Source organism: Rhodoferax sp. (assembly GCF_025354435.1).
Taxonomy (GTDB): domain Bacteria; phylum Pseudomonadota; class Gammaproteobacteria; order Burkholderiales; family Burkholderiaceae_C; genus Rhodoferax_B.
In genome coordinates, this window is sequence record NZ_JANXMU010000007.1 from 36,866 (window position 1) to 62,314 (window position 25,449).

The 25,449-nt window shown below is 65.0% G+C and carries 24 protein-coding genes and 1 pseudogene; 8 read left to right on the plus strand and 17 right to left on the minus strand.

Annotated features, from left to right (window positions below; genetic code table 11):
• Positions 1-59 precede the first annotated feature (59 nt).
• The 6 genes from Q0T48_RS01350 to Q0T48_RS01375 all read right to left on the minus strand — a co-directional run bounded on the left by Q0T48_RS01350 (position 60) and on the right by Q0T48_RS01375 (position 7,348).
• Positions 60-1,085 carry a S1/P1 nuclease gene (locus tag Q0T48_RS01350; RefSeq protein WP_295951316.1) on the minus strand — a complete coding sequence of 342 codons (1,026 nt, stop codon included), beginning with the start codon at positions 1,083-1,085 and terminating at the stop codon, positions 60-62.
• Positions 1,086-1,099: 14 nt separating this feature from the next.
• Positions 1,100-2,383 (minus strand): DUF445 domain-containing protein, encoded by a 1,284-nt coding sequence (locus tag Q0T48_RS01355; RefSeq protein ID WP_295951319.1) that lies wholly within the window; start codon positions 2,381-2,383, stop codon positions 1,100-1,102.
• 90 nt (positions 2,384-2,473) lie between these two features.
• The gene (locus Q0T48_RS01360; RefSeq protein WP_295951322.1) at positions 2,474-3,382 is read right to left on the minus strand and encodes a hypothetical protein; all 909 of its coding nucleotides are present in this window, start codon (positions 3,380-3,382) and stop codon (positions 2,474-2,476) included.
• On the minus strand, positions 3,379-4,149 hold the full coding sequence (locus Q0T48_RS01365) for a hypothetical protein (protein WP_295951323.1): 771 nt from the start codon (positions 4,147-4,149) through the stop codon (positions 3,379-3,381). Before Q0T48_RS01365 ends, Q0T48_RS01360 begins: the two co-directional genes overlap by 4 nt.
• Before the next feature lie 8 nt (positions 4,150-4,157).
• Complete coding sequence (locus Q0T48_RS01370) at positions 4,158-6,071, minus strand: M6 family metalloprotease domain-containing protein (RefSeq protein WP_295951326.1); 1,914 nt, start codon at positions 6,069-6,071, stop codon at positions 4,158-4,160.
• Between the two features lie 110 nt (positions 6,072-6,181).
• Positions 6,182-7,348: a branched-chain amino acid ABC transporter substrate-binding protein gene (locus tag Q0T48_RS01375; protein ID WP_295951329.1), complete on the minus strand. Its 1,167-nt coding sequence runs from the start codon at positions 7,346-7,348 to the stop codon at positions 6,182-6,184.
• A 103-nt stretch (positions 7,349-7,451) separates the two neighbouring features.
• Here Q0T48_RS01375 and Q0T48_RS01380 point away from each other — a divergent pair, with 103 nt between their 5' ends.
• The 3 genes from Q0T48_RS01380 (at position 7,452) to Q0T48_RS01390 (ending at position 10,669) form a co-directional block, all read left to right on the plus strand.
• Positions 7,452-8,813: a transaminase gene (locus Q0T48_RS01380; protein WP_295951333.1), complete on the plus strand. Its 1,362-nt coding sequence runs from the start codon at positions 7,452-7,454 to the stop codon at positions 8,811-8,813.
• Between the two features lie 67 nt (positions 8,814-8,880).
• Complete coding sequence (locus Q0T48_RS01385) at positions 8,881-9,795, plus strand: DMT family transporter (RefSeq protein ID WP_295951336.1); 915 nt, start codon at positions 8,881-8,883, stop codon at positions 9,793-9,795.
• Between the two features lie 13 nt (positions 9,796-9,808).
• Complete coding sequence (locus tag Q0T48_RS01390) at positions 9,809-10,669, plus strand: LysR substrate-binding domain-containing protein (RefSeq protein ID WP_295951339.1); 861 nt, start codon at positions 9,809-9,811, stop codon at positions 10,667-10,669.
• Here Q0T48_RS01390 and Q0T48_RS01395 read toward each other — a convergent pair.
• Entirely contained in the window at positions 10,575-11,888 is a 1,314-nt protein-coding gene (locus tag Q0T48_RS01395) for a D-amino acid dehydrogenase (protein WP_295951341.1), read from the minus strand. The genes Q0T48_RS01390 and Q0T48_RS01395 overlap by 95 nt on opposite strands.
• Before the next feature lie 221 nt (positions 11,889-12,109).
• Between Q0T48_RS01395 and Q0T48_RS01400 the strand changes: the two genes are divergently transcribed.
• Together Q0T48_RS01400 and Q0T48_RS01405 are read left to right on the plus strand one after the other, a co-directional pair.
• Positions 12,110-13,000, plus strand: coding sequence for a transporter substrate-binding domain-containing protein (locus Q0T48_RS01400; protein ID WP_295951343.1), 891 nt, complete (start codon positions 12,110-12,112; stop codon positions 12,998-13,000).
• Between the two features lie 2 nt (positions 13,001-13,002).
• Positions 13,003-13,734, plus strand: coding sequence for an amino acid racemase (locus Q0T48_RS01405; protein WP_295951346.1), 732 nt, complete (start codon positions 13,003-13,005; stop codon positions 13,732-13,734).
• On the opposite strand, the gene Q0T48_RS01410 is transcribed toward Q0T48_RS01405, so the two are convergent.
• Both Q0T48_RS01410 and Q0T48_RS01415 read right to left on the minus strand, forming a co-directional pair.
• Positions 13,719-14,678 (minus strand): pyridoxamine 5'-phosphate oxidase family protein, encoded by a 960-nt coding sequence (locus tag Q0T48_RS01410; RefSeq protein ID WP_295951348.1) that lies wholly within the window; start codon positions 14,676-14,678, stop codon positions 13,719-13,721. The two genes, Q0T48_RS01405 and Q0T48_RS01410, sit on opposite strands and share 16 nt — an antisense overlap.
• Entirely contained in the window at positions 14,675-15,295 is a 621-nt protein-coding gene (locus Q0T48_RS01415; RefSeq protein ID WP_295951350.1) for a glutathione S-transferase family protein, read from the minus strand. Before Q0T48_RS01415 ends, Q0T48_RS01410 begins: the two co-directional genes overlap by 4 nt.
• A gap of 110 nt (positions 15,296-15,405) precedes the next feature.
• Between Q0T48_RS01415 and Q0T48_RS01420 the strand changes: the two genes are divergently transcribed.
• Positions 15,406-16,308, plus strand: a complete 903-nt coding sequence (locus tag Q0T48_RS01420) for a LysR family transcriptional regulator (protein WP_295951353.1) — start codon at positions 15,406-15,408, stop codon at positions 16,306-16,308.
• 121 nt (positions 16,309-16,429) lie between these two features.
• Here Q0T48_RS01420 and Q0T48_RS01425 read toward each other — a convergent pair whose 3' ends face one another.
• From Q0T48_RS01425 to Q0T48_RS01445, 5 genes are all read right to left on the minus strand, one after another.
• On the minus strand, positions 16,430-17,578 hold the full coding sequence (locus Q0T48_RS01425) for a GGDEF domain-containing phosphodiesterase (RefSeq protein ID WP_295951356.1): 1,149 nt from the start codon (positions 17,576-17,578) through the stop codon (positions 16,430-16,432).
• Positions 17,502-18,296 (minus strand): GAF domain-containing protein, encoded by a 795-nt coding sequence (locus tag Q0T48_RS01430; RefSeq protein ID WP_295951357.1) that lies wholly within the window; start codon positions 18,294-18,296, stop codon positions 17,502-17,504. The genes Q0T48_RS01425 and Q0T48_RS01430 overlap by 77 nt, the downstream gene beginning before the upstream one ends.
• A gap of 14 nt (positions 18,297-18,310) precedes the next feature.
• Positions 18,311-19,285 carry a PAS domain-containing methyl-accepting chemotaxis protein gene (locus Q0T48_RS01435; protein WP_295951360.1) on the minus strand — a complete coding sequence of 325 codons (975 nt, stop codon included), beginning with the start codon at positions 19,283-19,285 and terminating at the stop codon, positions 18,311-18,313.
• A 473-nt stretch (positions 19,286-19,758) separates the two neighbouring features.
• Complete coding sequence (rraA, locus tag Q0T48_RS01440) at positions 19,759-20,256, minus strand: ribonuclease E activity regulator RraA (RefSeq protein ID WP_295951363.1); 498 nt, start codon at positions 20,254-20,256, stop codon at positions 19,759-19,761.
• Positions 20,253-20,756 carry an Lrp/AsnC family transcriptional regulator gene (locus tag Q0T48_RS01445; protein WP_295951366.1) on the minus strand — a complete coding sequence of 168 codons (504 nt, stop codon included), beginning with the start codon at positions 20,754-20,756 and terminating at the stop codon, positions 20,253-20,255. Before Q0T48_RS01445 ends, rraA begins: the two co-directional genes overlap by 4 nt.
• Positions 20,757-20,860: 104 nt before the next feature.
• Between Q0T48_RS01445 and yedA the strand changes: the two genes are divergently transcribed.
• A complete protein-coding gene (yedA, locus tag Q0T48_RS01450) occupies positions 20,861-21,754 on the plus strand; it encodes a drug/metabolite exporter YedA (RefSeq protein WP_295951641.1) in 894 nt (297 codons plus the stop codon).
• A gap of 177 nt (positions 21,755-21,931) precedes the next feature.
• Positions 21,932-22,315, plus strand: a complete 384-nt coding sequence (locus Q0T48_RS01455) for an SWIB/MDM2 domain-containing protein (RefSeq protein WP_295951369.1) — start codon at positions 21,932-21,934, stop codon at positions 22,313-22,315.
• 114 nt (positions 22,316-22,429) lie between these two features.
• Here Q0T48_RS01455 and Q0T48_RS01460 read toward each other — a convergent pair whose 3' ends face one another.
• From Q0T48_RS01460 to Q0T48_RS01470, 3 genes and pseudogenes are all read right to left on the minus strand, one after another.
• Positions 22,430-23,926, minus strand: coding sequence for a tripartite tricarboxylate transporter permease (locus Q0T48_RS01460; protein WP_295951371.1), 1,497 nt, complete (start codon positions 23,924-23,926; stop codon positions 22,430-22,432).
• Positions 23,926-24,431 (minus strand): annotated as a pseudogene (locus Q0T48_RS01465) (tripartite tricarboxylate transporter TctB family protein). The gene Q0T48_RS01460 and the pseudogene Q0T48_RS01465 overlap by 1 nt, the downstream one beginning before the upstream one ends.
• A 6-nt stretch (positions 24,432-24,437) precedes the next feature.
• The gene (locus Q0T48_RS01470; protein ID WP_295951374.1) at positions 24,438-25,397 is read right to left on the minus strand and encodes a tripartite tricarboxylate transporter substrate-binding protein; all 960 of its coding nucleotides are present in this window, start codon (positions 25,395-25,397) and stop codon (positions 24,438-24,440) included.
• Positions 25,398-25,449 lie beyond the last annotated feature (52 nt).

Below are 25,449 nucleotides of genomic sequence, written 5' to 3' on the forward strand. Positions count from 1 at the left end.
AGCTAGTTGTGCAACTGGAATATGCGCTAGAAGCCTATTTCACGCCTAAAACTGTAGATTTAGCGGGGCACGGCGTAAAGGGCATTCACCAGCTGCGCCAGTCGCGCCCCAGCCTTGGTGAGCTGGGCTCTTTGCAGGGCATTTTGCCGGGCGCGGTAGTCCGCCGGGTCCACAAACGTGGCAGGCCACACCCGGCTGCCCTTGTCCATGTTGGCCGGGCCTAGCGACAGCCCCGCAAACGCCGCACCCGACACCGCCACGGTGTCGCTGGCCCAGGTCTGCGCCAGGCGGCCCACGCCCGCCCGGCTCTTGCGCAGCGCCCGTGCGGCCTGCAGCATGCTGGCAGGCACGGCATCGGCACGCAGGCCGTCGGGTATGTCGTCCCACAGCGCGTGCAGGTTGTTGCCGTGGCCGGTGTCGATGCTGTTGCCGCCACGGGTTTCCAGTACCTCGGTGCTGCCGGGCGCATCGGGGTCCACCGTGTTGCCCGCCGCGTCCAGATACAGCGCCCCCACGTGCAGCGGCTGGTGCAGGTCACCGATGAAGTGCGCCAGCATCCGCAAGGCCTCGCCCCGGCTGGTGATGCTGAATGGCGGCGGCACCGGCTGGCCTTGCAACTCGGCGATGGCGGCGTTGATGGCATGCACCAGGTCGTGGTCGTTGGTGCCCACGTAGCCCATTTTGTAGCGGCCATGCGCATAAGCCACGTCGGCGTAGTGGTAAGTTTTATGGCAATCGCGCGTCTGGCCGCAGGTGTTCCAGTTGCGGGAAGCGTAGCTTTGCATGGCCTTCACGCCCTCGGCGGTCTCAAAGCGGGTGCAAGCGGGCGACGGCCAGCGCTCGTCCGCTGCGTACTCAAAACCCCGCGTGCCCAGGCCCACGCCTTTGGCGCAATCCGCCCAGGGTGCCGCCTGCGCCAGCGTCAAACCCATATCGCGCTGCAGCCCGGCCTGGGCCTGCGGGGTCAGTAGCTGGTCGGCAATGGCACCCACCAACATATGGCCCTGGTGACCCCAGGCCAGGGCTGGCAATGGCAGCAAGCTGGCCGCCGCACACAGCGCGGCAATGCATTTTTTGGCAAACATATGTAGCTCCTTTGTCAGCCCACCCAGGTGACCACCGCGTGAATGGCCAGCCCGGCCAAGCCGCCCACCAGCGTGCCGCTAATGCGGATGAATTGCAAGTCCCGCCCCACGCTCAGCTCCAACTCCTGCACCAGTTGGCGGTCGTCCCAGCCCTTGATGGTCTGCGAAATATGCGTAGTCACGCCCGCGCGCAGGCTCAGCGCCAGTTGGCCCGCGGCGGCCATCACATGTTCGTTGAGGGCTTCACGCAGGCTGGTGTCGCTGGCCAGCCGCTCGCCCACCGCGCCCAGTGCCGCCTCCATGTTGCGGGCAATGGTGGATTGCGGATCGGCCAGATCGTCCTGCAGCAGCTGTTTGATGTCGGTCCACAGCGAGGCCACAAACTGGCGCACCGCCGGGTCGGTCAGGGCCCGCTCTTTCAGGTCGTCGCAGGCCTGGCGCAAGGCCGGGTCGTCGCGCAGGCGGGTGATGTACGCGGCCAGCCAGGCCTGGTAGCGCAGACGCGCAGGGTGCGCGGGCTGGGCCAGCACCTCGCGCAACTCGTCCAGGGCCGAAGCGCTGAGCTTTTCGGCCATGCTGTCGGCCAGTTTGGAGGTAGAAGCCACCGCGTCCACCATGCCCACCACCTTGGGCCATTCCTTACGCACATGCTTCTGCAGCAGTTGCGACACCGCCGCCTTCACCTCGTCCTGCGCCAAATACTCCCCCACCTTGACCAGCCCGGCATCCAGCAGTTCGTTGTGCCGCCCGTCCTGCGTCAGCAGGCCCAGCACCTCGCCCGCCGTAGCCGCCGCATCCCAGCGCCGCGCCTGCGCCACCACCAGCTCCAATGTGGCGCGCTGCATGCGCGCGTCGTCAAACACATTCAGCAGGCCCAGCGCCATGCCCTGGGCCTCTTTCACCCAAAAGCCCACCCGCGCCGGGTCGCGCAGCCACTCGCCCAGGCGCTGCGCCGGGTCCAACACCGCCAGCTTGGCCAGCAGCGTGGCCGGGTCCAGAAAATGGTCGCGCACAAAGTCGGCCAGGCTGTCGGCAATGCGGTCCTTGCTCTGCGGAATGATGGCCGTGTGCGGCAGCGGAATGCCCAGCGGATGCCGAAACAGCGCCACCACCGCAAACCAATCCGCCAGCGCACCGACGGCCGAGGCCTCGCAAAATGCCCGCAGCCAGCCCCAAGCCCCCTGCCCGCCCATGCCGTGGCTGAGCAGCAAACCGCACAGCGAAGCCAGCAACAGCCCGATGGCGAACCACTGCATGCGGCGTAAAGACTGGCGGCGAGGGTCGGGTCGGTAAGGCATGGCCGGAGCATAGCCCGTTCGAGCAGGCCAACACTTCAGTTTAAATTTGATAGCTGCTTGCGAAGGTAGCGTATGCGCCAGAAGCCTTTTTTATACAGAACCCATCAACAAGCCCGCCAGCGCCGCCGCAATCGGCAACCCGCTCTCTGCCTCAAAGTAGCTGAAGGCCGGCATGGGGTTCACCTCGAAACACACGTACTGGCCATCGGGCCGCAGGCGCAGGTCGATACCGCTCAGGGGCAGGCCCATGGCCTGGGACATGGCGACGCACTGGGCGGCCACGGCGGGGGGGAGCGTGGTGGCGACCACCTGGGGGGCGGTGCCGCTGCGGTGGGCGTAGCGGTAGTCGGTGGCGGTGCTGGTGATTTGGGCGGCCAGAGCTTGCTGGCCAACCACATGCACGCGCACATCCACGCCCGGCACATGGGCCTGGAACTGGGTAGGCAGCTGGGCCAGGCGGTGCATGCGTGATAGCCAGGTGTCGTCCAGCTCGGTAACGATAGAACGGATACCGCTGATCGACTTGAATACCACCCGGCCATGGGTGCGGCGAAACGCGCGGACTTCGGCCTCGTCGGACGTAACCAGCGTGGACGGCACCAAAAACCCGGCTTCGCCAATCCACTGGGCCTGCAGCGGCTTGGACGCATTGGCCTGCATGGCCGCCGGACGGCTGACCACGCGCGCCGGGGTCACGTCCAGCCACTCCACCAGTTGGCGGTGCAGGGCCAGGGCGTGCTTCTTGGCGGGCTCAGCCAGGTCGGCCACGGCGGGCTCCAGCGGGCGGGCGTAGACGGCGCGGATGTCGGCCAGCGCGGTGCACACGCCGCCCACCACCACCAGCTCGCCGGCCATGCCTTGCGGGCCTACCTGCAGGTGCAGCGTGGCCTGGGCCAGGGCTGCAATGTCGAGGAGTTGGAAGTGTGCGCCCGCAGTGTGCAATGCGGCCACCAGGCGCTCGATGGGAGGGTCATCGCCGTGGCCGTAGACAAGGATCATGCAGGTTCTTCAACCAGGATGCGCTCGGCCAGGTCGGCAAGGCAGCGGGCCACCGCGTCAATGTCCTCCAGGTCGCTCAGCGCGGGGTGGGGGCTGACATCGACCAGTACCGCACCGCCAGCCCCTCGCTGGAATCGGAACTCCAGCAGCATGAAACCCAGGTTTTGCGCCGTGGCCACGCAGGCCACGCCCAGTCGCCCGGCCAGGATGCCGGTGGTCAGGGTGCCCGCCACCAGCACGGTGGCATCCCAGGGTTCGGCCACGGTGTCGGCATCGCGTACCGCTACCGGCAGGCCGCAACGGGCGGCGGCGCTGGCCCAGTGCAGCAGCGGTAGCTGCGGAACCAGCCAGGGCTGGCCCCGCAGCGGCTGGACCACGCAGTCGCCACAGGCCGCCAGCCAGCTCAGCACCAGGGCCTGCAACTCCATGGCAGCGTAGTCGCGGTCTTTGGGGTGGGCCTGGCTGAACTGCGGCACGGGCAGGTACTGGATGCGGTTCAACACGGCGCGGATCTGGGTGCTGTGCAGCGCCGGGCGGCCCGGCAACACCAGGCGGGTGTGGGCGCAGCCGTGCGGGTCCACGGTGTGCGACCAGGCGGCCAGGCCCAGGCTTTCGGGGCGCACGGTCCAGACCTCAATCCCTGCCCCCAGCAGCAGATTGCGCACCGAGGCCGCCACCGAGGCCGCACCGGCATCGCTGGCATGCGCCAGCACCAAAACCACACCGGGTGCGCCCCCTGCGCCAGGGCGCTCTGATAGCACTGTCATCGGAATTTTCATCGGGGTAGTGGCGTGTCAAACGTCCGTTTGGCATCGCGGTCACCGCCTTCCATGCGCTGCTGCAATGCCGTGCTGTCGTCGTAAACCGGGCCGCCATCCAGGTCAGGGCGCAGGCTGGCGTCGATGAACGGCTGGGCCATACCCCGGGCTCCTGCACCCTCAGCGTGGCCGCCCATACCGGCAAAAGTACGGGCACCCACCGTGGCCTCCAGCATCTGCAGCCGGGCCTCCAGGTCCGACAGCACCACGTCCAGGTGGCCAGGGTCGGCCACCGGGGCAGCGCGGACGATGCGGTGCTCCAGCATGTCCTTGCGGTCTTTGACGATTTCCTTGGCCACCTCTTTGGTGGTTTCCTTGCGGATTTCCTTGGCAATCTCTTTTTGGATTTCCTTCCCCTCTTTGGTGGCTTCCTTGGTCAGCTCTTTGCCTTCCTTGCGCAGGTCTTTGCGCTCTTTCACCAGCGACTTGACGTTGCAGCGCACGCCCAGCGTGGCTGTCATGGTGGGGCCCGAGGCGGAAATAGCGGTGACCGACACGCAAGTGTTCACCCCCGCGTACGACTTGGAATTGGGCGTGGTGGTGGCACTGAAGGCGGTTTTGGCCGCGGCACCGGGAAACGGGTCACCGCTGTCGCCCTGGTCGCCAAAGCTGCCTGCGGGATGGGTGGCATCCAGCTCGCGCAGGCCGTCGGCCTGCACCAAAGCTACCTTGTAGTGGCTCTCGTCGCTGTTGCCGGGCTGGGTTTCGTCGATGTGCCAGACCAGCAAGCCAGCACCGGGCAGCTGCGCGTCATAGCCGCTGCGCTGCCGGTTTTCGAGCAAAAAATACTCGCTACCGCCCGTGCCGTTCTTCCACAGGCGGTGCACGGTGTGGCTGGTTTTGACATCGGGCAACGACACCTTACCGCTGCTGGTGACGTTGGTGGTGCCCACCCAGCCCTGGTTAACCTTGCACCAGGCGGACGGGTGGGCCGGAATGTCGCCGCCGCCATTCCACGAGCCGCCCGACATCAGGCACCAGTCGCCAATGCCCTCGGAGGTGCCGTCGGTGTCGTACAGGTCGGGAAAGCCAAACAGCAAATGCCCCAGCTCGTGCGCGCACACGCCGAGTTTGGCGTCTTCGGGCACGGTGAGGTAGGCGTAGATCTGCTTGCCGTCGGCGGGCATGGCCGCGGGCAGCACGTGCTTATGCGACCAGATGTCGCCCGCCTGGCCGGTCTGCTCGCCGCCGCGCCCGGCGTGCACCACGATGAAGGCATCGACAAAGCCGTTGCCATCGTTGTCGTACAGGCCAAAGTTGACTGCCGGGTTGGCCGCCACCGCTGCATCCTTGGCCATGATGTTGGCCCGGAAAGCGCCGCCGCCGCGGCTGATGCCGAAGTTGTTGTTGGCGTACCAGGCCAGGGTTTGCGGCAGGGTGTAGGGGCCCACCACCTCGCCTACGATGTCCACCAGCCCGCCGGTCACTTCCTGGTAATACTCTTTCACGCTGCCATGGGGCAGCACGCCGCTGGAGAAAAACAGGTCGCGAAAATGTGTCGCGGTTTGCTGCGCCGTCTGCGCCATGGCCTTGTCGCTGAACTGGGCCAGTACCACGATGACCCGCAACGGGCCGCGCAGGGGGGCCCGGTCGGCCGCGGCATTGCGGATGGCCGATTTGGGCGTGCCCTCGGGGAACTGGTCGGGCGGAAAGATCACGCCATCGTTGAAACCCAAGCGCGTGGGGCTGCGCGCCAGCGTCAGCGCGCTAGCCAGTTCGGAACTGACACTGCCGCGCGCTTTGGCCAACTCGGCCTTCAGCTTGGCCTTGAGTTCCGGGCTGGGGGCGACGGCGCAAAAGTCGCTCCACCGGGCGCGCACGCCACCCGCTGCAGGGGCATCGCAGCCACAGTGGCTTTGGTATGTGGGCATGGCATCTCCTTGCGTTGCTCTGGAATGAGTATCAACGTACGGTAGACGCAGCCCGGGGCATCGTCACCTTGGTCATCCCCCATTTGGGGGAAAAACCCTAGGCTGGAACCCTACCAAACATCCGATCGCATTTGCAGCTCCCAGGCCCCGCCGCGCGCCCGGTAGACACCGATCACGCCATAGCGCAACTCGCCTTTGGCATCCCATTTCATGGAGCCGGTGACCGGGGCGTAGCCGTCGATCTTGCGCAGCTGTTCCACGATATCCGCCGGCTTGCCCGACTTGGTGCGGCGGATGGCGGCCGCCAGCACATACGTAGCGTCGTAGGTGTAGTGGCCAGCGTAGGCCGGTTCTATCTTGAACTTGGCGCGGTACTTGTCCAGAAAGGCCGGGCCGGCCGAGAACTCACGCGCCTCCTGGATCGGCGAGGTGGTGAACAGGCCTTGCTCCGCCCCCGCACCACCGCCCTTGAGCATCAGCGTGGTTTTGCTGGTGTCGCTGCCCAGCAAGGCGATCTGGGTGTAACTGATTTTCTTCAGCGACTCCAGCAGCGCCAGCATCTGAAAATCGTTGAGCGCGGAGACCACGGTTTCCGCCCCGGCAGCCTTGAGCTTGGCGGCCAGTTCATCGAAAGCGGTAGTTTTGTCGTCAAACGACTGCGTCAGCACAATCTCTTTCTTGGCGGCCAGCAGCTGGGCCGCGGCACCGGCCGCCAGATCTTTGCCGTAGGGCGTGCCGTCGTCCAGCAAGGCGTATTTGCTGCCTTTGAACTGGGACGCGGAATAGCTGCCAATCGCCTTGGCCTGCATGGTGTCGTTGGCCACCAGCCGGAACGTGGTGGGCAGGCCCAGCGCGGTGAACTTGGGGTTGGTGGAAATCGCCATCTGCGCAATGTTTTTGGCCGCGTAAATGAGCGCAGCGGCAATGCTCACGCCCGAATTCAGGTCGCCAATCACGGCCACCACGCCTGCGTCCACCAGCTGCTGGGCCACCTCTTTGCCGGTGTCGGCATTGGCCCGGTCGTCCACCGCCACGATCTCCAGCGTGACCGGATGGCCGTTGACCTTGAAGCCGTCTTTGTTGATCTCTTCCACCGCCAGCGTGACCCCGTTGAGCAGATCCTGCCCCAGCGGGGCCAGGTTGCCGGTCAGCGGCTGGGCCACACCAATCTTGATCGTCGCAGGCGGGCTGTCGCAGCCTTGCAGCAGCAGGGCACAGGCGATGCCGACCCAGGCAGCCAAGCCCGGCAGCTCTGCACCAAATATTCGCTCTCGCATGGGGAAAACTCCAGTCATCTAGGGTTAAATTGCATCTGAACGTAACACAAGCACGCTTTACGCCAGGTCTCCCCACGCCCCCGGCGCTGCAACAATAGGGGCCATGACGACCCACCTTGCCCTGACCCCGTCCACGCTGGCCACGCGCTTCGCCACCGAAACCCAGCGCTTCACCTCCACCCACCCGCGTTCCATGGCCCTGGCCGCCCAGGCGGCACAGCACTTTTTGTTTGGCGTGCCCCTGCACTGGATGCGCGACTGGCCCAGCCCGGCCAGCCTGTGCGTGCAGCAGGCCCAGGGCGCGCACCTCAGCTGTGCCGACGGGCTGGTCTATAGCGACTTTTGCCTGGGCGATACCGGCGCCATGTTCGGCCACAGCCCGGAGCCGGTCGCGCAGGCGATTGCCCAGCAGGCGGCGCGCGGGCTGACCAGCATGCTGCCCTCTGTACAGACCGCCGAAGTCGGCGCGCTGCTGGCCGCCACCTTTGGCCTGCCACAGTGGCAAATGGCCCTGACCGCCAGCGATGCTAACCGCTTTGTGCTGCGCTGGGCGCGCGCCGTCACGCAACGGCCCCAGTTGCTGGTGTTTGACGGCTGCTACCACGGTGCGGTGGACGACACCCTGGTCGATATGGAAGGCCAAGACGGCAGAACTACCGTGCCCCGTCCCTCGGTGCTGGGCAACGTGCACAACCACGCGGCCTTCACCCGTATCGTCCCCTTCAACGACCTGGCCGCGCTGGAAGCCGCGCTGGCCGACCGCCAGGTGGCCTGCCTGCTGGCCGAGCCCGCGCTGACCAACTGCGGCCTGGTACTGCCCGACCCGGGTTTCTGGCAATCCGCCCAGGCCCTGTGCCAGCGATACGGCACGCTGCTGGCGCTGGACGAAACCCACACCCTGTCCACCGGCTGCGGCGGCTACGCCAAAGTGCACGGCCTGACCCCCGACCTGCTGGTCATCGGCAAGGCTGTGGCGGGCGGCCTGCCCTGTGCGGTGTACGGATTTACCGACGCACTGGCCCAGCGCATGCGGGATGCCAAACAAGCCGCGCCCGAAGGCCACAGCGGCATCGGCACCACGCTGGCGGGCAACGCACTGACCATCGCCGCCCTGCACGCCGCCCTGACCCACCTGCACACCCCCGCCACCTACGCCCCCATGCTGGCGCTGGCCGACACGCTGGCGGCAGGCTTGCGCGCCGTGATTGCCGCCCACGGCCTGGGCTGGACCGTTACCCAGCTAGGTGCCCGCATGGAGCTGCAGTACACCGCCGAGCCCCCGCGCAACGCCGCCGAAGTGCATGCCAGCAGCCAGCCCGCGCTGGATGCCCTGCTGCACCTGTACCTGCTGAACCGCGGCGTGCTGCTTACCCCCTTCCACACCATGCTGCTGGTGTCGCCTGCCACCACGCAGGCGGATGTGCAGCGCCTGCTGGACGGGTTCTCAGCCTTTCTGGCTGCCTGATTTTTAAGCCTTTTAGGCCTCTAGCGTAAATACAGTCTACGCTAGACGCTATCAAAACAATAACACCATGTACCACCCCTCCCCCCTCACCGCCCGCCTGTGTCTGGCCGCGGGCATGGCTCTGGTCGGCGTGTACGTGGCGCTGAGCAAACCGCTGGTAGCGGCCCTACCGGTGTTCTTGCTGGCCTGGCTGCGCTTTGGTATTGCGGCCATCGCCATGCTGCCCTGGCTGAAAAAGCCCGCCTCCGAGGGCCCTATGTCCGCCCACACCCGCTGGCTGGTGTTTCTGGAATCGTTTTTGGGCAACTTCCTGTTTTCGATCTGCATGCTGTACGGCATGGGCCTGACCAGCGCGGTATCGGCCGGGGTGATTCTGGCGGCGATTCCGGCTTCGGTAGCGCTGCTGAGCTGGCTGCTGCTGGGCGAACGCATCACGGTGCGCACCTGGGCCGCCATCGCCTGCGGCGTGCTGGGCATTGCGTTACTGGCACTATCGAAATCAGAGCACTTCGTGCAGGTGTTACCTACGCCAGAGGCCGATTTGGCTGCAAAAAACCAACTGTGGGGCAATCTGCTGGTGTTTGGCGCGGTGCTGTGCGAGGCGGCCTACGCGGTGATCGGCAAAAAGCTCACCGGCAGCCTGGGGGCCAAACGCATCAGCGCGCTCATCAACCTCTGGGGCCTGGTGCTGATGACTCCCATGGGCCTTTATTTAGCGCTGTCGTTCCCGTTTGCCAGCGTGCACCCCGGCATTTGGTTGCTGCTGGTGTTCTACGCCATGGCCGCCAGCATCGGCACCGTCTGGCTGTGGATGACCGGCCTGCGCGTGGTGCCCGCAGCGCAAGCAGGCGTGTACAGCGTGCTGCTGCCCATCTTCACCGCGCTGACCGGCGTGCTGGTGCTGGGCGAAACCCTGGGTGCCCTGCAACTGCTGGCCTTTGGCGTGGCACTGCTGGGCGTGGTGCTGGCTACATTGCCTTGAACCAGGAGTTCCCATGCGTCTGCGCCACATCGAAGTCTTCAACGCCATCATGCTGACGGGCAGCGTCAGCGCGGCGGCGCGGCTGATCAACGTGACCCAACCCGCCGTCAGCCGGGTGCTGGCGCATGCCGAGCTGCAGCTGGGCTTTCCGCTGTTCCAGCGCACCAAGGGACGACTCACCCCGACCAACGAGGCGCAGACCCTGTACCCGCACATCGAGCGCCTGTTTGCCCAGCTGGACGATGTGCAGCGCCTGGCCAATAGCCTTAAGCGCGGCCACCAGGACGGCGAACTGCACATCCTGACGGTGCTGCCGCTGGCGCTGCAGTTGTTCCGCCAGCAGCATCCGAACGTGGTGGTGACCATGGACGCGCTGCACTCGCCGCAGATCATCTCGTCGCTGGTGCTGCAGGAGGCCGATGTGGGCTTTGTCTTCAGTGCCATCGCCCACCCATCGCTGGAGCAGCGGCACCTGGCCGATGGCCGCATGGTCTGCGTGGCCCCCAAGGGCGTGTTCAGCGCCCAGCAGGTCCAGCAAGGCGTGGTGCACCTGACCGACCTGGCCCACACGCCGGTGGTGAATATCGATGTGCGCGACCCGGTGGGCTCAACCCTCAGCCACGCCTGCCGCGAGGCCGGTGTCGGCCTGGTATCGGCCGTCACGGTGCAAACCTACCACGCGGCCCTGGCCGTGGCCCTGGTGGACAGTTGCACCGCCTTGTCGGCCGATAGCACCAAGGTCGACGTGCTGGTGCTGGAGCCGCAGATCGTGGTGCCCATCAAGGCCTTGCGTGCGGTGAACCGCCCAAGCTCCCTGTTGGCCAGCGCGATGACGCAGTGTGTGCAGCAGGTGGTCGAAACGGCCTTGCGCTGACGGCATCCCGGCCCAACAAGCCATCGGCCAGCACCTGGGCCGTGCCAAACGCCAGCGTCAAGCCCAGGGCCCCGTGCCCGGTGTTGAGCAGCAGGTTCTCCGGCCCCTGCGCCTGCCGCCCCACCAGCGGCAGACCGGTGGGCGTGGCCGGGCGCATGCCGGTCCAGGGCTGCACATCCGCACCGGGCACGCAGTCGGGGAACAGCGCACGCGTGCTGTCCAGCAGGCTTTGGATGCGCGCGGCTGGGATGCGGCGGTCTTGCCCCACCAGCTCGGCCATGCCCGCCACGCGCAGGCGGTGGCCGATGCGGGCAAACACCACCTTGCGCGCCGCGTCGGTCACGCTGACCCGTGGGGCAGAGTGCGGCGCATCGCCAATGTCCAGGGTGATGCTGTAGCCCTTGAGCGGATACACCGGCACCTGCAGGCCCACCTGGCGGGCCAGGGCCGGGCTGGCGCTGCCCAGGGCCAGCACAAATTGGTCGGCCTGTACCGCGCCCGCCGTGGTCTGCACGCTGCGGATGCGGGCCCCCTGGCGTACCACGCCCAGCACCTCGGCACCCAGCACAAACCGCACCCCGCGCTGCTGCAGCGCGGTATGCAGGCCCACGCAGACCTTCAGGCAATCGGTGGCGCATTCATCCGGGGTGTAGACCGCGCCCACCATGCGGGCCTGGTCATGCTGCAGCGCCGGCTCCAGTTCCACGCAGCGCTGCGGCGATACGACCTCCTGCAGGCTGCCCAGGCGCTGCTGCAGCGCCACCTGCTGGCCCGCCGCCGCCAGGGCCGCTGTGCTGCGGTACACCACCAGCTTGCCGGTGCGGCTGAAGTCGCAGTCCAGCGCCAGGTCCTGCAGCATGGCCTCAAAGCCCACCCGGCTGCGGGCCGCCAGCTGCAGCAGCTGCGCCGTGCTGCGGGCCGAGGTGCGGGCATTGCAGGCGCGCAGAAAGGCCAGGCCCCAGCGCCACTGCTGCGGGTCCCACTGCGGCTGCAGCTTCAAGGGCGAGTCGGCAGACAGCAAGAGCTTGGGCAGTTGCCGCCAGATGCCGGGGTCGGCCAGCGGCTGCACATAGCTGTAGCTGAGCTGGGCCCCATTGCCGCCGCTGGCACCGGCACCGGGCGTGGCGCGGTCTACCACCGTCACCTCCAGCCCCTGCTGGCGCAGCACATAGGCCGTGGCCAGCCCAACGATACCGGCCCCTAAAACACATACATGCATCTGCGTTCACCCTGGTTGATCTTGCATCGACTGTAGGCAAACGCACCGGATCCGGCCAATGCCAAACGCCCTGGTGTCTATCAGCAAAAGTTATGCCCAAGCCGCCTACACACCCATAACTTTCGGTCATACCCTGCCCCGAAAACGGCACTGTCCCAGGCGGGCCGCCGCTCCTAAACTGCCCCCAGCTTCCCCCAACCACCTCTATTCCAAGGGCCCCCATGCAAGCAACTTCTCTTTTGTCCACATTGGTTTTGACCGCCAGCCTGGCAGCAGCCCTACCGGCCGGTGCCGACACGCTGCAGAAAATTGCCGAATCGGGCCAGATCACTCTGGCCTACCGCGAGTCGTCGGTGCCGTTCAGCTACCTAGCCGCAGGCAGCACACCCGAAGGGTTTTCAGTGGACATCGCCAACGCCGTGGCGGACGCGGTGAAAAAACAGCTGAAAAAACCCGACCTGAAAGTCGCGCTGCAGGCCGTAACCTCGCAAAACCGCATTCCACTGCTGCAAAACGGCACCATCGACCTGGAGTGCGGCTCCACCACCAACAACACGGTGCGCGGCAAAGATGTGCAGTTCGCCATCAACCATTTCTACACCGGCACCCGGTTGCTGGTAAAGAAGGCCTCGGGCATCAAAAACTACGCCGATCTGGCCAAGAAGAACGTGGCCAGCACCACGGGTACCACCAACGCCCAGGTGATCCGCAAGTACAACCTGGAAAAGAACCTGGGCATGGATATCCAGCTCGGCAAAGACCATGACGATGCCATGCTGCTGGTCGACAGTGGCCGGGCCGTAGCTTTTGCCATGGACGACATCCTGCTGTTCGGCCTGATCGCTAACGCCAAGAATCCGGCCGAATGGGAGGTGGTGGGTGATTCGCTGCAGGTCGAGCCCTACGCCTGCATGCTGCGCAAGGACGACCCGCAGTTCCAGCAGCTGGTCAACGGTGTGATCGGCGGCATGGTGAAGTCCGGCCAGTTCGAAAAGCTCTACACCAAGTGGTTCATATCGCCGATTCCGCCCAGGGGCCAGAACCTGAACCTGCCGATGAGCAAAGAGCTGCGCGACAACCTCAAGGCCCTCAGCGACAAACCGACCGTCTGACCATGCAAGTCGTAGGCATTCTGGGCGGCATGGGGCCCGCCGCCGGGGCGGACTTTGTGCGCCTGTTCGTGCAGTCTTGCGTGGAACATCTGCAGGGCCAGGGCCTGGCGGTGAGCGACCAGAGCTTCCCCGAGCACTGGCTGGCCCAGGTGCCGGTGCCCGACCGCACACGGGCGCTGGAAGCCGATGCGTTCGGCGCGCAGCAGCCGCTGGAGCCGATGCTGCAGGCCCTGGGCCGCCTGGCCGCCCTGGGTGCACGCTGCGTGGCCATGCCCTGCAACACGGCCCATGCCTGGCACAGCCGTTTGCAAGACCGGTTTCCGCAGCTGGATGTGCTGCACATCGCCGACGAAATGGCGCGCACGCTGGCCGCCCGCCAGGTGCCCGCCGCGGCGCTGATGGCCACCGAGGGTACCTACCGCAGCGGCGTGTATGGGCAGGCCCTGGCCCGCGTCGGCGTGCACTGCCACCTGCCCACGGCCACCGAGCGCGCGCGCATCATGCATGGCATTTACGACGGCGTGAAAGCGGGCAATATGCCGCTGGCGCAGCGCTGCTTGAGCGAAGTGGCCCAGGCCTTGGCGCAACGCCATGGCGGTGCCGCGCTGGTGCTGGGTTGCACCGAGATTCCGCTGGCCCTGGACGGCCTGGCCCAAACCGCCGATCTGCCGTTGTTCAACCCGGCACAGGTGCTGGCACGGGCTTTGGCACAGCGGGCCTACGCGCCAGCCTGAGCCCAGCCGCCCGTGCCGTCCAGCGCAGGCGACAGGCTTGCCGCACCCCAACGCAGCGCCAGCGCCGCCGGTCGCCGCAGCACCTGCTGTACCTGCATGCGCAGCAGCCGCTGGGCACCGGGGTAGCGGGCCAGCTCCGGGCCGTCCCAGACGATCTCGGCACGCACGGCCAGGTGCAGCAGGTCGCCGGTTTCAAAGTCGATGAACAGCAGGCCCGCCTGCGGCTGCAGCAGCAGGTTGCCCAGGGTGTTGAAAAAGTAGTTGCCCACCAGATCGGGCACGGTCAGCCACTGCTGGCCCGCGGCATCCTGGTCCACCCGCACAAAGCCGGGCTTGCCGCCGCGGTGCGACACGTCTACGCCGTGCTCCCCTTCTTGCGATGCGCCGGGGTGGGCGCTGGCGATGAAAAAGGTGTCGGCACCTTGCACCAGGCGCAGGGCGACGGCATCCAGCTGCGTGCCCACGATGGCAGCGCCTTCGTTCACCGGCTCGGCGTAGACCGGCTCGCGGGCCTGGATGTATTTGGGGCAATTGCCAAAGCTTTGCTCCACCGCCAGGCCGAATCCGCTGCCGTCTAGCGCCGTGACACGGCCATTCACGCGGTTGCGCCGCCGGGTGTGGGGCTCGATGCCCAGCATGCCGATGGACGCACCCTCGGCCAGATGGCGCGCCAGCGGGTCGGATGCGGCAGGCAAGGCGTCCACCCGCAGCCGACTGGCATCGGGCGAACGGATGAAGCCGGGGGGCGCAGCCACCACCGAGGCCCAGGGCTGGCTCTGCGCGTCCACGCTGCCCAGCACCACAAAGGGCAACTGGGCGAAGAAGTCGCGGTGCTGGTCGGGCATGTAGCTGCGGATGACGCGCGGCCCCACCTCGGCCATGCGCTGGGCCTCGCCTGCGCGCTGCTGCAGGGCGACTTCTCCCGCGTGGAAGGCGGCTGTCATACCAGCAACCCGATACGGCTGCGCACCATCGGCACAAAGCCTGGCAAGGCCTCGATGCGGGCCAGCCAGACGCGGATCTGCGGATACGGCTCCAGCGAGACATTGCCTTCGGGCGCGTGGGCGGTGTAGCTGTAGTTGGCGATGTCGGCAATGGTGGGTGTACTGCCCACCAGGTAGTCGGACTGCTGCAGATGCGCCTCCATCACCCCAAACAGTTGCGTGGCGCGGGCCATGGCATCGGCCGGATCGGTGGGCCGCTGGAACAGCTGGATCACCCGCGCCACCGCCGGGCCAAAGGCCAGCGGCCCGGCCGCCACCGACAGCCAGTGCTGCACCTGTGCAGCGGCCACCGGCTCGGTGGGCAGCCAGGTGCCGGGCTGGGCGTAGCGGCTGGCCAGGTAGACCAGGATGGCGTTGGAATCGGCCAGGGTGACATCGCCGTCCTGCAGCACCGGCACCTGGCCAAAGGCGTTCAGGGCCAGAAACGCCGGGGCTTTGTGGGCCCCGGCCAGCAGGTCAACGTCGACCAGTTCGCAGGGCAGGTTCAGCAGCGACAGCATGAGTTGCACGCGGTGGGAGTGGCCAGAAACGGCATGGCGGTAGAGCTGGATGGGCATGGGATTCTTTCTAGGGCTTGCAGAGAGGTCCATTGTGTTTACTCCACTCGAAGAGATAAATGGTCTGGAATGCATTTAACTACTCCACATAACGGATTAATATGCGCCGCATGGACAAACTCAAAGCCATGCAGACCTTTGTGCAGATTGCCGACCAGGGCAGCCTGACCGCCGCCGCGCTGGCGCTGGATACGTCCCTGCCCGCCGTGGTGCGCGCGCTGGCGGCGCTGGAGGCGGACTTGGGCGTGCGCCTGTTCCAGCGCACCACCCGGCGCATCGCGCTCACCGAAGAGGGCCGCCGCCACCTGGACAGTTGCCGCCAGGTACTGGCCAGCTTGCACGATGCCGAGGCGGCGTTGAAGGCCGATGCCCGCGAACCCGCAGGCCAACTCACCATCACCGCACCGGTGCAGTTTGGCCAGATGCACGTGGCCCCGGCGGTGACGCGCTTTGTGCAGCGCTATCCGCAGATGCGCTGCAGCGTGCTGCTGTACGACCGGGTGGTGAACCTGCTGGAAGAAGGCATTGACGTGGGCATCCGCATCGGGCCGCTGGAGGATTCGTCGCTGGTGGCGCACACCCTGGGCCACATCCGCCGGGTGGTGGTGGCCAGCTCCGACTACCTGGCGCGCGCCGGGGTGCCCCGGCACCCCAAAGACCTGCTAAGGGCCAACTGCGTGCGCCGCACCGGCAATAACCCCAGTTGGGGGCCGTTTATCGACAAAAAGGACAAAGGCCGCCCGTTCAGCATCAGCGTCAGCGGCAACCTGGACTTCAACCAGATCGCGCCCGCCGTGGAAGCCTGCGTGGCCGGCATGGGCGTGGGCATGTTTTTGTCGTACCAAGTGGCACCCTACCTGGCCGACCAGCGGCTGCAGATCTTGCTGGAAGACTATGAGTCGCCACCCCGCCCCTTGAGCCTGGTGCTGCCGCACGCCCGGCTGCTGCCCACCCGCACCCGGGTCTTCATCGACTGGATGTGCAAGGCGCTGCAGGGGTTTCGTCAGCCCTAAGATTTTTATAAAAAATAGGCCGCTAGCGCATATTCCATATACACCATATGCTATTAAATACATAGCAAATCAACCGCATGCTACCGGCGGCACCTCCCAGGTGTGCAGATCCCGCGTGCCGTCAAGCTGCTTTGCAGGCGGCCAAAGCGGCAAAAGTCGAGCCCAGCTCACGCCGCGGGAGCGCGACCAGGGCCGTCCTTTGGTCCCGCATGAAGGCCAGCACCTCGCCCGCTTCCACGGGTTTCGACAGAAAGTAGCCTTGCATGGCATCACACCCTGCGTCTGCCAGCAGGGCATAGATGTCGGCGGTCTCAACACCTTCCGCCAGCACACGGTAACCCAGGGTGTGGCCCAGCGAAATCAGGGACTGCAGCAGCGTCCAGGCCCGGTAGTTGTCGGCGATTGGCTTCACCAGCGACTGGTCAATCTTCAGCAAACCGACCGGCAAACTCTGCAGGCAAGCCAGGTTGGAATAGCCCACGCCAAAGTCGTCCAAAGACGCCTGAACGCCCAGGTCCCGCAGCTCTGCCAGCACGCCCAGGCTGCGCTCACCGGTCAGCACTGCGTTCTCGGTGCATTCGATATCCAGATGCCGTGGATCGACACCGTGGGTCCGGCAGGCATTGCGGACGATCTTCACGAAATGCGGGTGCTCCAGGTTTCTGGCAGAGACGTTGACCGCCACGGAGGTGTACAGCCCCTGGGCCTGCCAGGCAGCCGTCTGCGCCAGCGCGGTATGCAGCACCCATTCGGTCAGCAAATGGATGGTGGCGGTGTTCTCGATGGCGGGAATGAACTCTGCGGGCGACACCACGCCCCACTTGGGGCTGCGCCAGCGGATCAGTGCCTCGACTGCCGTAAAGCGTCCCAAAGCCACATCGAGTTTCGGCTGGTACACCAGGCGAAACTCACCATGGGCCAGGGCCGTCGGAATCGCCCGCAGCATCGCGTACACGCGCCGATGGGTTTCGTCAAAGCTGGCGTTGTACACCAGGAAAGGCAGCTGTCGGAGTTCGGCCTGGTACATGGCCGAGGTGGCCTTGCGCAGTACATCACTGGCATCGGCGCAGCTGGATTCAAACACCACCACGCCACATTCAAGGTCCAGTTCGACAGACATGCCGCCGGTGGAAATGGGCTGGCTCAGATCGCTGAGGATCTGCTTAATCGCCACTGCATGGGCAGCCGCATCGTCACCCCGAAGGACGAACGCGAACCGGGTATCGCTTACGTGGTACAGCGGTGAACGGCCATGCAGGATCTCCAGCAAGCGTGTCGCGATCGCCCACCTCCACCGCGGTGATGCCCACCGCCAGCAAGGCACTCTGCAGGCGGGCGTGGCCCATGATGTCGACCAGCACCAGCGTGTGCGAACCGGCATCACCGACCGCCACAAGCTCGTCCATGTCGGCAGCCCACTGCGCCCGGTTCGGCAGCCGGGTTACGTCGTGGACCCGCCCGGCCGATTGGAAAAGATCAATTTGTGCCATCACCAGTTTGGCCATATCAGCCAACTGCCGTCTTTGTGCGGGGGAAAAGGTCCGCGGTTTGTAATCGATCACGCACAAACTGCCCAAGGCCTGGCCGGTGGCGTTGATGAGCGGTGCACCGGCATAAAAACGGATGCCTGGAGCCGCCGTCACCAGCCGGTTGCGAATGAATCTGTCGTCCTGGCTGGCATCTTCCACCACCAGCACCGCGGGTGTCTGGATAGTGAAGTCGCAAAAGGCCGCGGCTCTCTCGGTGTGCCTGGGCTCCATGCCCACACGCGACTTGAACCACTGCGTGTCTGCAGTGACCAGCGATACCAGGGCCGTCGGCATACCGAAGAACTCTGCCGCCAGCCGCGTGATGCGGTCAAAGTCCTCGCTCTCGGCCGAGTTCACCAGCCGCGTAGCCTGCAGGGCGAATAACCGATCGGCCTCTTCACACGCGGCCATGCAGGCCATATCAGCCACGTGGTAAGGGCTGCGATCCTCCCGGTCCATAGAAAACGGGGGGCTCAAAATGCCTCCAATCGCCGCTGCCCTGGGGTGTGGGGTCTGAGCCCGGTACGCAGTGCGGCCTGAACCGGGGCCTGGGCGCTTGCTGAACGCACGCGCGGCGAACTATCCGCCGCTTCCAGCTGGGCCACCGCCTGGTGGACGGCACCCAGGCGGGATTCCTGCGCGCGCGAATCCTTGACGATCTTTTCCATGATGTCGGTGGCTCGGCTGGCGAACTCCTGCACCTCTTGCATCACCCGCCCGGACTCCTGCACCTTGGCATTGCCGAGCTGCACACGTTCCGCCGAACTGGAAATCAGGCTCTTGATCTCGCGCGCCGCATTGGCACTGCGCTGGGCCAGATTGCGCACCTCCCCGGCCACGACGGCAAAACCACGGCCTTGTTCGCCGGCACGGGCAGCCTCGACGGCCGCATTGAGCGCCAGCAGATTCGTCTGAAACGCAATGCCGTCGATGAGCCCAACAATCTCAGAGATGCGCTTGGAGTCCTCCTGGATCTGCTGCATGGTGACCATGGCTTCTTCTGACGCATGTGCACCCTCACGGGCCGTCGATGTCACTTGGCGCGTGTGGCTGTGCGCGTCATGGGCCTGGCTGACACTTTCTTTGACCAAGCGCTGGAGTTGTTCGAACGCCCCTTGCACTATCCGCGTAGCCTCGAACCGCGCCGTGATGTCGGTGGCATATTTGACCACCCGCTCCACCCGGCCGAAGGCATCAAGAATCGGGCTGTAATTGGCCTGCAGCCAGACATCGCCGCCGCCACCGGCAATCCGGCGGCAGCGCCCGACAAAGGCCTCGCCCCGGCGCAGACGCTCCCAGAATTCCGCGTACGCAACCGTCTGGTGCTCGGCGGGATCCACAAAAAGACGGTGGTGCTTGCCCCGCACATCGGCCAGGGAATAACCCATGAGTTGCAGAAACTGGCCGTTGGCCGCCAGGATGTGGCCATCCACCGTGAATTCGATCACCGCCTGGTTCCGGTACAACGCCTCAAGCTGGCGCCGTGCGGAAGCCCGTGTACCGAAAAGACGCGAAAAAAATGAAGACGTGTTGTGCATAAAAGTGACTTAAAAGCTGCGTGGTCCGCTGGCGCATGGCTCCGTCGAATGCCCATAAAAAATAGCCAACAATTAAATTGTTCGCTATTTAATTTGGAAATTAATTCTCCGAAGTCATAACGTGACTGAGGAGTCTATTTTTATCCAACAATCCAGCAGGGGCTGTGACTTTTTCAACAAAAAGCGCAGAGGAAGGTTTATCGCGGTGATTGGCAAAACCTAAGCATCGGCGGTCGATACGGATCCACGAGCATCGACCACCGGCTCCCGACTTCCACGCAAAGCCCTTGAAAGAACTTTCGGCCCGCGAGAAAATTTATAAGCAATAGGCTTCTAGCGTATATAGAACCTACGCCAGAAGCTACATTTTAAATAGCACGCACCTAGACCAGCGCTTTGGCTCCCACCACGATGCCGTCTTCGTCGGCGTACAGCCATTCGCCCGGCATCACCCAGGTGCCCTGGATGTGCACGGCCACATTGCTTTGGCCCTGGTTGCGCTTCTCGGTGGGCATGGGCAGGGCGGCCAGGGCGCGGATGCCGACCTGCAGCTCGGCCAGCTCGGCCACGTCGCGCACGCAGCCATCGATCACCACACCGGCCCAGCCATTGGCCACGGCGGCCGCACCCAGGTTGCCGCCCAGCAAGGCCCGGCGCAGCGAACCGCCACCGCCCACCACCAGCACCCGGCCCTTGCCGGGGGTGTCCAGCGCGGCCTTGACGAGGGAGTTGTCTTCAAAACACTGCACGTTGAACACCTGGCCGCTGAATTTCTTGACGGCACCGAAATCGCGGAACGCCGGGGCCAGCACGCGGAACGCGCCGGTCAGGTCGTTTTTGTGTGCGTCGCACAGGTCGCAGGTGGAAAAAGTAGCGGTCATTTGGGGGTCGCCTTGGTAGTGGATGAGGATGACAGTGGTGGGGGTTCCCGCCGGGCTGGCAGCACCAGCGCGTTCTCACGCGGGGCGTTCAGCACGATGGAGGTCGAGGTGGGGCTAAGGATACAAAATTTACTGACCACCACGTCGAGATGCCGCACGTCGATCACGGCAATTTCCAGCACCCAGCTGTCTTCACCGGTAACGTTGTAGGCATTGAGCACCTCGGGGGTTTGTTCGATCAGCTTGACGACCCGGGCGTACTCGGCCCGGGCCACGCGGATGATGGCGCGGATGCCGTAGCCCAGCCGCGTCAGGTCCACCTCGGCGCGGTAGCCCTTGATGACCCCGCTGGTCTCCAGCTTGCGCACCCGCTCGGTCACTGCGGGTTGGCTCAGGTGTACGCGCCGCCCCAGTTCGGCCATGGTGATGCGCGCATCGCGCTGCAGCTCGCCCAGGATGCGGTCATCGCAGGCATCAAATTCGGTAACTTCGGTCAACATGCTGATTCAATTTAAAAGTAAAGGCCAAGCCTGGATTTTTACAGCAATATTGCATGGTGTGGGCACCCATGTCTACCTAAGATAACGGCCATGTCGCACACCGCATCCTTACCCAACCGCCCCAACGCCCTGCTGCTGCCCGCCCTGCTGGCCTGCTGGCCTGCTACCTGATTTGGGGCTCGACCTACCTGGCCATCCATCTGGCGTTGCCGAGTTTTCCGCCGTTTTTCCAGATGGGCACGCGCTTTCTGGCGGCGGGCGGGCTGCTGATGGCCTGGCTGCTGGCGCGCGGTCAGGCCCTGCCCAGTGGCCTGGAATGGCGTAACGCGCTGGTGATTGGCGTGCTGATGCTGGGCGGCGGCATGGGGCTGACGGCGCAGGCATCGCTGCACATCGGCTCGGGGCTGATCGCCACCTTCATCGCCGTGGTGCCGATGCTGACCTGTGGTTGGGGCCTGCTGTTTGGCAAACGCCCTACCCGGCTGGAGCTACTGGGCATGGCCACCGGGCTGGTGGGGGTGGGCCTGCTGGTGCAGGGGGCCAGCTTTGCGGCCGCGCCCGTGGGGCTGCTGTGTATCACCGGGGCCACGCTGGCCTGGTCGCTGGGCTCGGTACTGTCCACCACCCGGCTGCCACTCGCCAAGGGGCCGGTAGGCTTTGCCAGCGAGATGCTGTGCGGCGGCGCGGCGCTGCTGCTGCTGTCCCTGGCCTTGGGCGAGCAACCTGGTTGGCCCCCCACGGCGGTGGCCACAGCGGCCTGGGTGTACCTGGTGGTGGCCGGCTCGCTGGTGGCTTTCAGCGCCTATCTGTATCTGCTGGCCCACGCCACGCCCGCGCTGGCTACCAGCTACGCGTTTGTGAACCCCTTGATTGCGCTGTTTTTGGGGGTGGTGCTGGCCGGAGAAGTGGTGACAGCACGCGAATGGCGGGCCTGCGCGGTGATCCTGCTGGGGGTGGTTTGCATCCTGGTGGCGGGGCAAAAATCTCGCAAGCACTGAAAACCGGTGTCCGTGGACCGGTTTTAAAGCGCTTTACCAGCGAAAAGACGGCCCTCGCATGCGAAAAAGTTGCTTCGCCCATGGGAAACCGGTTTTTTCTCCATTAGCATCATGGTCTGCCGGTGGAGACGATGTTTTTCGCTGGTGTGAACCTAACTCCAACAAGGACTGACCATCATGGCAACTGCAAAAAAAGCCCCAGCAAAATCTGCTGCTCCTGCAAAGAAAGCTGCTCCTGCAGCCAAAGCGGCTCCGGCCACCAAAGTAGCGGCCAAGACCGCCCCCGCCAAGAAGGTTGCTGCTGCTCCAGCGCGCGCCGTCAACGCAGCTTTCATGAAGGCTCTGACCCCCAGCAAAGAACTGGCTGCTGTGGTCGGCGCTACCCCCCTGCCCCGTACCGAAGTGGTCAAGCAGCTGTGGGTCTACATCAAGAAGCACAACCTGCAAAACCCCGCCAACAAGCGCAACATCAAGTCCGATGCCAAGCTCAAGGCCGTGTTCGGCAAAGACGAAGTCACGATGTTCGAAATGGCTGGCCTGATCGGCAAGCACCTGAAGTAAACCTTCAGCATACATAAAAAAAGCCGCAGCAATGCGGCTTTTTTATGCATGAAATAGACCGCTAGCGCATATACACCCTGCGCTAGCAGCTACTATTTTTATAGTAAACGGGTTCTAGGCCAACGCCTTCTTGGCCCCCAGCATCTTCAGCACCCGGGGCAGCAGCAGCACCGACAGCACCACCACCAGCAAGGTCAGCGACATGGGCCGCTCCAGGAAGACCGTCCACTTGCCTTCGCCGATCGACAGCGCGTTGCGCATCTGCGCTTCGGCCAGCGGGCCCAGGATCATGCCGACCACCACGGGAGCGGTGGGGAAGTCGTAGCGCCGCATCACCACCCCCAACAGGCCAATGCCGTACAGCAGCACCAGATCGAACGCGCTCTGGCGCATGCCGTAGACACCCACCGTGGCGAAGATCAGGATGCCCGCGTACAGCTGGGGCTTGGGAATCTTCAGCAGCTTGACCCACAGACCCACCAGCGGCAGGTTCAAGATCAACAGCATCACGTTACCAATGTAGAGCGAGGCAATCAGCGCCCAGACCAGGTTGGCGTTGGTATCAAACAGCTGCGGGCCGGGCTGGATGCCGTAGTTCTGGAACGCGCCCAGCAAAATCGCCGCCGTGTTGGAGGTCGGAATGCCCAGCGTCAGCAGCGGAATCAGCGTGGCGGTGATGGCCGCGTTGTTGGCCGCCTCGGGCCCGGCCACGCCTTCAATCGCGCCGGTAGTACCAAATTCGGACTTGTGCTTAGAGATTTTTTTCTCCACCGCGTAGCTCAGAAAGGTCGGGATCTCGCTGCCGCCGGCCGGAATGGTGCCGAACGGAAAGCCAATGAAGGTAGCGCGCAGCCAGGCGGGCCAGGAGCGCTTCCATTCGCTGGCCGTCATGTGCACCTTGCTCATGGGGTTGGCGGTTTCCACAGTTTTGCCCTCGTACATCACGTTGTACAAAGCCTCGCTCACGGCAAACAGGCCCACGGCGATCAGCACCACTTCTAGGCCGTCCATCAGTTCGGACACCCCGCCGGTGTAGCGCGCCGCGCTGGTGATCTGGTCCAGCCCCACCAAGCCCATAGCCAAGCCGATGAACAGCGAGGTCAGGCCGCGCAGCGTGCTCTTGCCCAACACCGCGCTGACGGTGGTAAAGGCCAACAGCATCAGCATGAAATATTCCGGCGGGCCCAGCCGCACGGCGTAGGTGGCCACCAGCGGCGCAAACAGCGTGACCAGCACGGTGGCAATGGTGCCGGCCACAAACGAGCCGATGGCGGCAGTCGCCAGCGCCGCACCGGCACGGCCGTTTTTGGCCATCTTGTTGCCTTCCATGGCGGTGACCATGGAGCCGGATTCGCCCGGCGTGTTGAGCAAAATCGAAGTGGTCGATCCGCCGTACATCGCGCCGTAGTAGATGCCCGCAAAGAAAATCATCGAGGCCGTAGCCTCCACCTTGACGGTGATGGGCAGCAGCATCGCTACGGCCGTAGCCGGGCCGATGCCGGGCAGCACGCCGATGGCCGTGCCCAGGGTGCAGCCCAGCAGGGCCCAGAGCAGATTGACCGGCGTTCCCGCCGTGGCAAAGCCTTGTAAAAGCAGGTTCCAGACATCCATCACAACCACCCCGTTTGTGTCAGGCCCGGCAAGTTAATGGCCAACAATTTGCTAAACATCCAGTACACCGGGGCGGCGATGGCCGCGCCCACCAGAGCGTCCTTGACCCAGCTGCCCAGCGATGCGTCCCTGCGCCCCTCGGCCGACTTGAAGCCGCGCACCGCCAGTACAAAGCACAGGGTGCAGCTCAAAATAAAGCCAATGGTGGTGATGAGCGCGGCGTTGGCCAAAATGCCCACCGACACCCAGACAAAAGCCGACCAGTCGGCCCGCGCAGCCCCCGAGGGCTCTTCCATGGAGCGAAAGCCGCCGCTGCCAGCCTCCCACACCAGCCAGATGCCAAACAGCGCCAGCGCCAGCGACACCACCCAGGGTAGAAAGTTCGGGCCCACACCCGCATAGCCCGCATCGGAGCTGATGCCAGTGGCCCCCAGGCCATGGCCGCGCCCACGGCCAGCGTGCCCAGACCGATCCAGGTCTGGGGATTTTTGACTGCCAATGCCATGGTGGCTTACACCATGCCCGACTTGACCATGGTGGCGCGCAGGCTGGCGAAGTCGTCATCGACAAACTTCTCGAACTCGGCACCCGAGATGACCGATGGGGTCCAGCCGTTTTTCTCGACCGCATCGGCCCAGGACTTGGACTTGACGGCCTTGAGCACGATCTCCGTCAAAGCCTTGCGCTGCTCGGGGGTGATGCCGCCCGCGCCGTACACGCCACGCCAGTTGCCGATTTCGACATTGATGCCCTGCTCTTTCAGGGTGGGCACGTCCACGCCCTTCATGCGCGTGCCCGAGGTCATGGCAATCGCCCGCATCTTGCCGGTCTTGATGTACTCGGAAAACTCGCTCAGGCCGCTGCCGCCCACCGTGACATTGCCGCCCAAAATGGCCGCCGTGGCCTCGCCGCCGCCCCGAAAGGCCACATAGTTGATCTTGGCCGGATCGACCCCGACTTCGCGGGCGATCATGGCCGCCGCAATGTGCTCGGTGGAGCCGCGCGAGCCACCGCCCCACTTCACGCTGCCGGGGTCTTTCTTGAGCTGCTCGACCACGTCCTTCATGGTTTTGAACGGCGAGTTGGTCGGCAGCACGAACACGTTGTACTCGTTGGTCAGGCGCGCCAGCGGCGTGGCCTGGCCCAGGCTGACAGGCGGCTTGCCGGTGATGATGCCGCCCAGCATGACCGCGCCCATCACCATCAGCGCATTTGGGTCGCCCTTGCTGCCGTTGACAAACTGGGCCAGCCCCAGCGCACCGGCGGCACCGCCCTTGTTGTCGAAGCTGACGGTGTCTGCCGCCTGCGAGTCGGTGATGGCCTTGCCCAGCGCCCGGCCCGTGGTGTCCCAGCCGCCGCCAGGGTTGGCGGGGATCATCATCTTGATGTTGGCCCCGGCACGGGCGGCCAAAGGCAAGGTTCCGGCAGCGGCCAGCACGGCCAACGACTTCAAGAATTCAGCACGGCGCATCGCAGTCTCCTGGTAATTTTTAACATTGTGATGATGCAAGGCCTGCCTGTCA

Excerpts from the sequence above, each read along its gene's own strand:
- Q0T48_RS01400 (WP_295951343.1), top strand. The coding sequence starts at position 12,110 with ATGCAAGCAACTTCTCTTTTGTCCACATTGGTTTTGACCGCCAGCCTG.
- Q0T48_RS01405 (WP_295951346.1), top strand. The coding sequence starts at position 13,003 with ATGCAAGTCGTAGGCATTCTGGGCGGCATGGGGCCCGCCGCCGGGGCG.
- Q0T48_RS01390 (WP_295951339.1), top strand. The coding sequence starts at position 9,809 with ATGCGTCTGCGCCACATCGAAGTCTTCAACGCCATCATGCTGACGGGC.
- Q0T48_RS01415 (WP_295951350.1), bottom strand. The coding sequence starts at position 15,295 with ATGCCCATCCAGCTCTACCGCCATGCCGTTTCTGGCCACTCCCACCGC.
- Q0T48_RS01365 (WP_295951323.1), bottom strand. The coding sequence starts at position 4,149 with ATGACAGTGCTATCAGAGCGCCCTGGCGCAGGGGGCGCACCCGGTGTG.
- Q0T48_RS01375 (WP_295951329.1), bottom strand. The coding sequence starts at position 7,348 with ATGCGAGAGCGAATATTTGGTGCAGAGCTGCCGGGCTTGGCTGCCTGG.
- Q0T48_RS01460 (WP_295951371.1), bottom strand. The coding sequence starts at position 23,926 with ATGGATGTCTGGAACCTGCTTTTACAAGGCTTTGCCACGGCGGGAACG.
- Q0T48_RS01355 (WP_295951319.1), bottom strand. The coding sequence starts at position 2,383 with ATGCCTTACCGACCCGACCCTCGCCGCCAGTCTTTACGCCGCATGCAG.
- Q0T48_RS01380 (WP_295951333.1), top strand. The coding sequence starts at position 7,452 with ATGACGACCCACCTTGCCCTGACCCCGTCCACGCTGGCCACGCGCTTC.
- Q0T48_RS01410 (WP_295951348.1), bottom strand. The coding sequence starts at position 14,678 with ATGACAGCCGCCTTCCACGCGGGAGAAGTCGCCCTGCAGCAGCGCGCA.
- Q0T48_RS01350 (WP_295951316.1), bottom strand. The coding sequence starts at position 1,085 with ATGTTTGCCAAAAAATGCATTGCCGCGCTGTGTGCGGCGGCCAGCTTG.
- Q0T48_RS01385 (WP_295951336.1), top strand. The coding sequence starts at position 8,881 with ATGTACCACCCCTCCCCCCTCACCGCCCGCCTGTGTCTGGCCGCGGGC.
- Q0T48_RS01430 (WP_295951357.1), bottom strand. The coding sequence starts at position 18,296 with ATGGACCGGGAGGATCGCAGCCCTTACCACGTGGCTGATATGGCCTGC.
- Q0T48_RS01360 (WP_295951322.1), bottom strand. The coding sequence starts at position 3,382 with ATGATCCTTGTCTACGGCCACGGCGATGACCCTCCCATCGAGCGCCTG.
- Q0T48_RS01420 (WP_295951353.1), top strand. The coding sequence starts at position 15,406 with ATGGACAAACTCAAAGCCATGCAGACCTTTGTGCAGATTGCCGACCAG.
- Q0T48_RS01395 (WP_295951341.1), bottom strand. The coding sequence starts at position 11,888 with ATGCATGTATGTGTTTTAGGGGCCGGTATCGTTGGGCTGGCCACGGCC.
- rraA (WP_295951363.1), bottom strand. The coding sequence starts at position 20,256 with ATGACCGCTACTTTTTCCACCTGCGACCTGTGCGACGCACACAAAAAC.
- Q0T48_RS01470 (WP_295951374.1), bottom strand. The coding sequence starts at position 25,397 with ATGCGCCGTGCTGAATTCTTGAAGTCGTTGGCCGTGCTGGCCGCTGCC.
- Q0T48_RS01455 (WP_295951369.1), top strand. The coding sequence starts at position 21,932 with ATGGCAACTGCAAAAAAAGCCCCAGCAAAATCTGCTGCTCCTGCAAAG.
- Q0T48_RS01370 (WP_295951326.1), bottom strand. The coding sequence starts at position 6,071 with ATGCCCACATACCAAAGCCACTGTGGCTGCGATGCCCCTGCAGCGGGT.
- Q0T48_RS01445 (WP_295951366.1), bottom strand. The coding sequence starts at position 20,756 with ATGTTGACCGAAGTTACCGAATTTGATGCCTGCGATGACCGCATCCTG.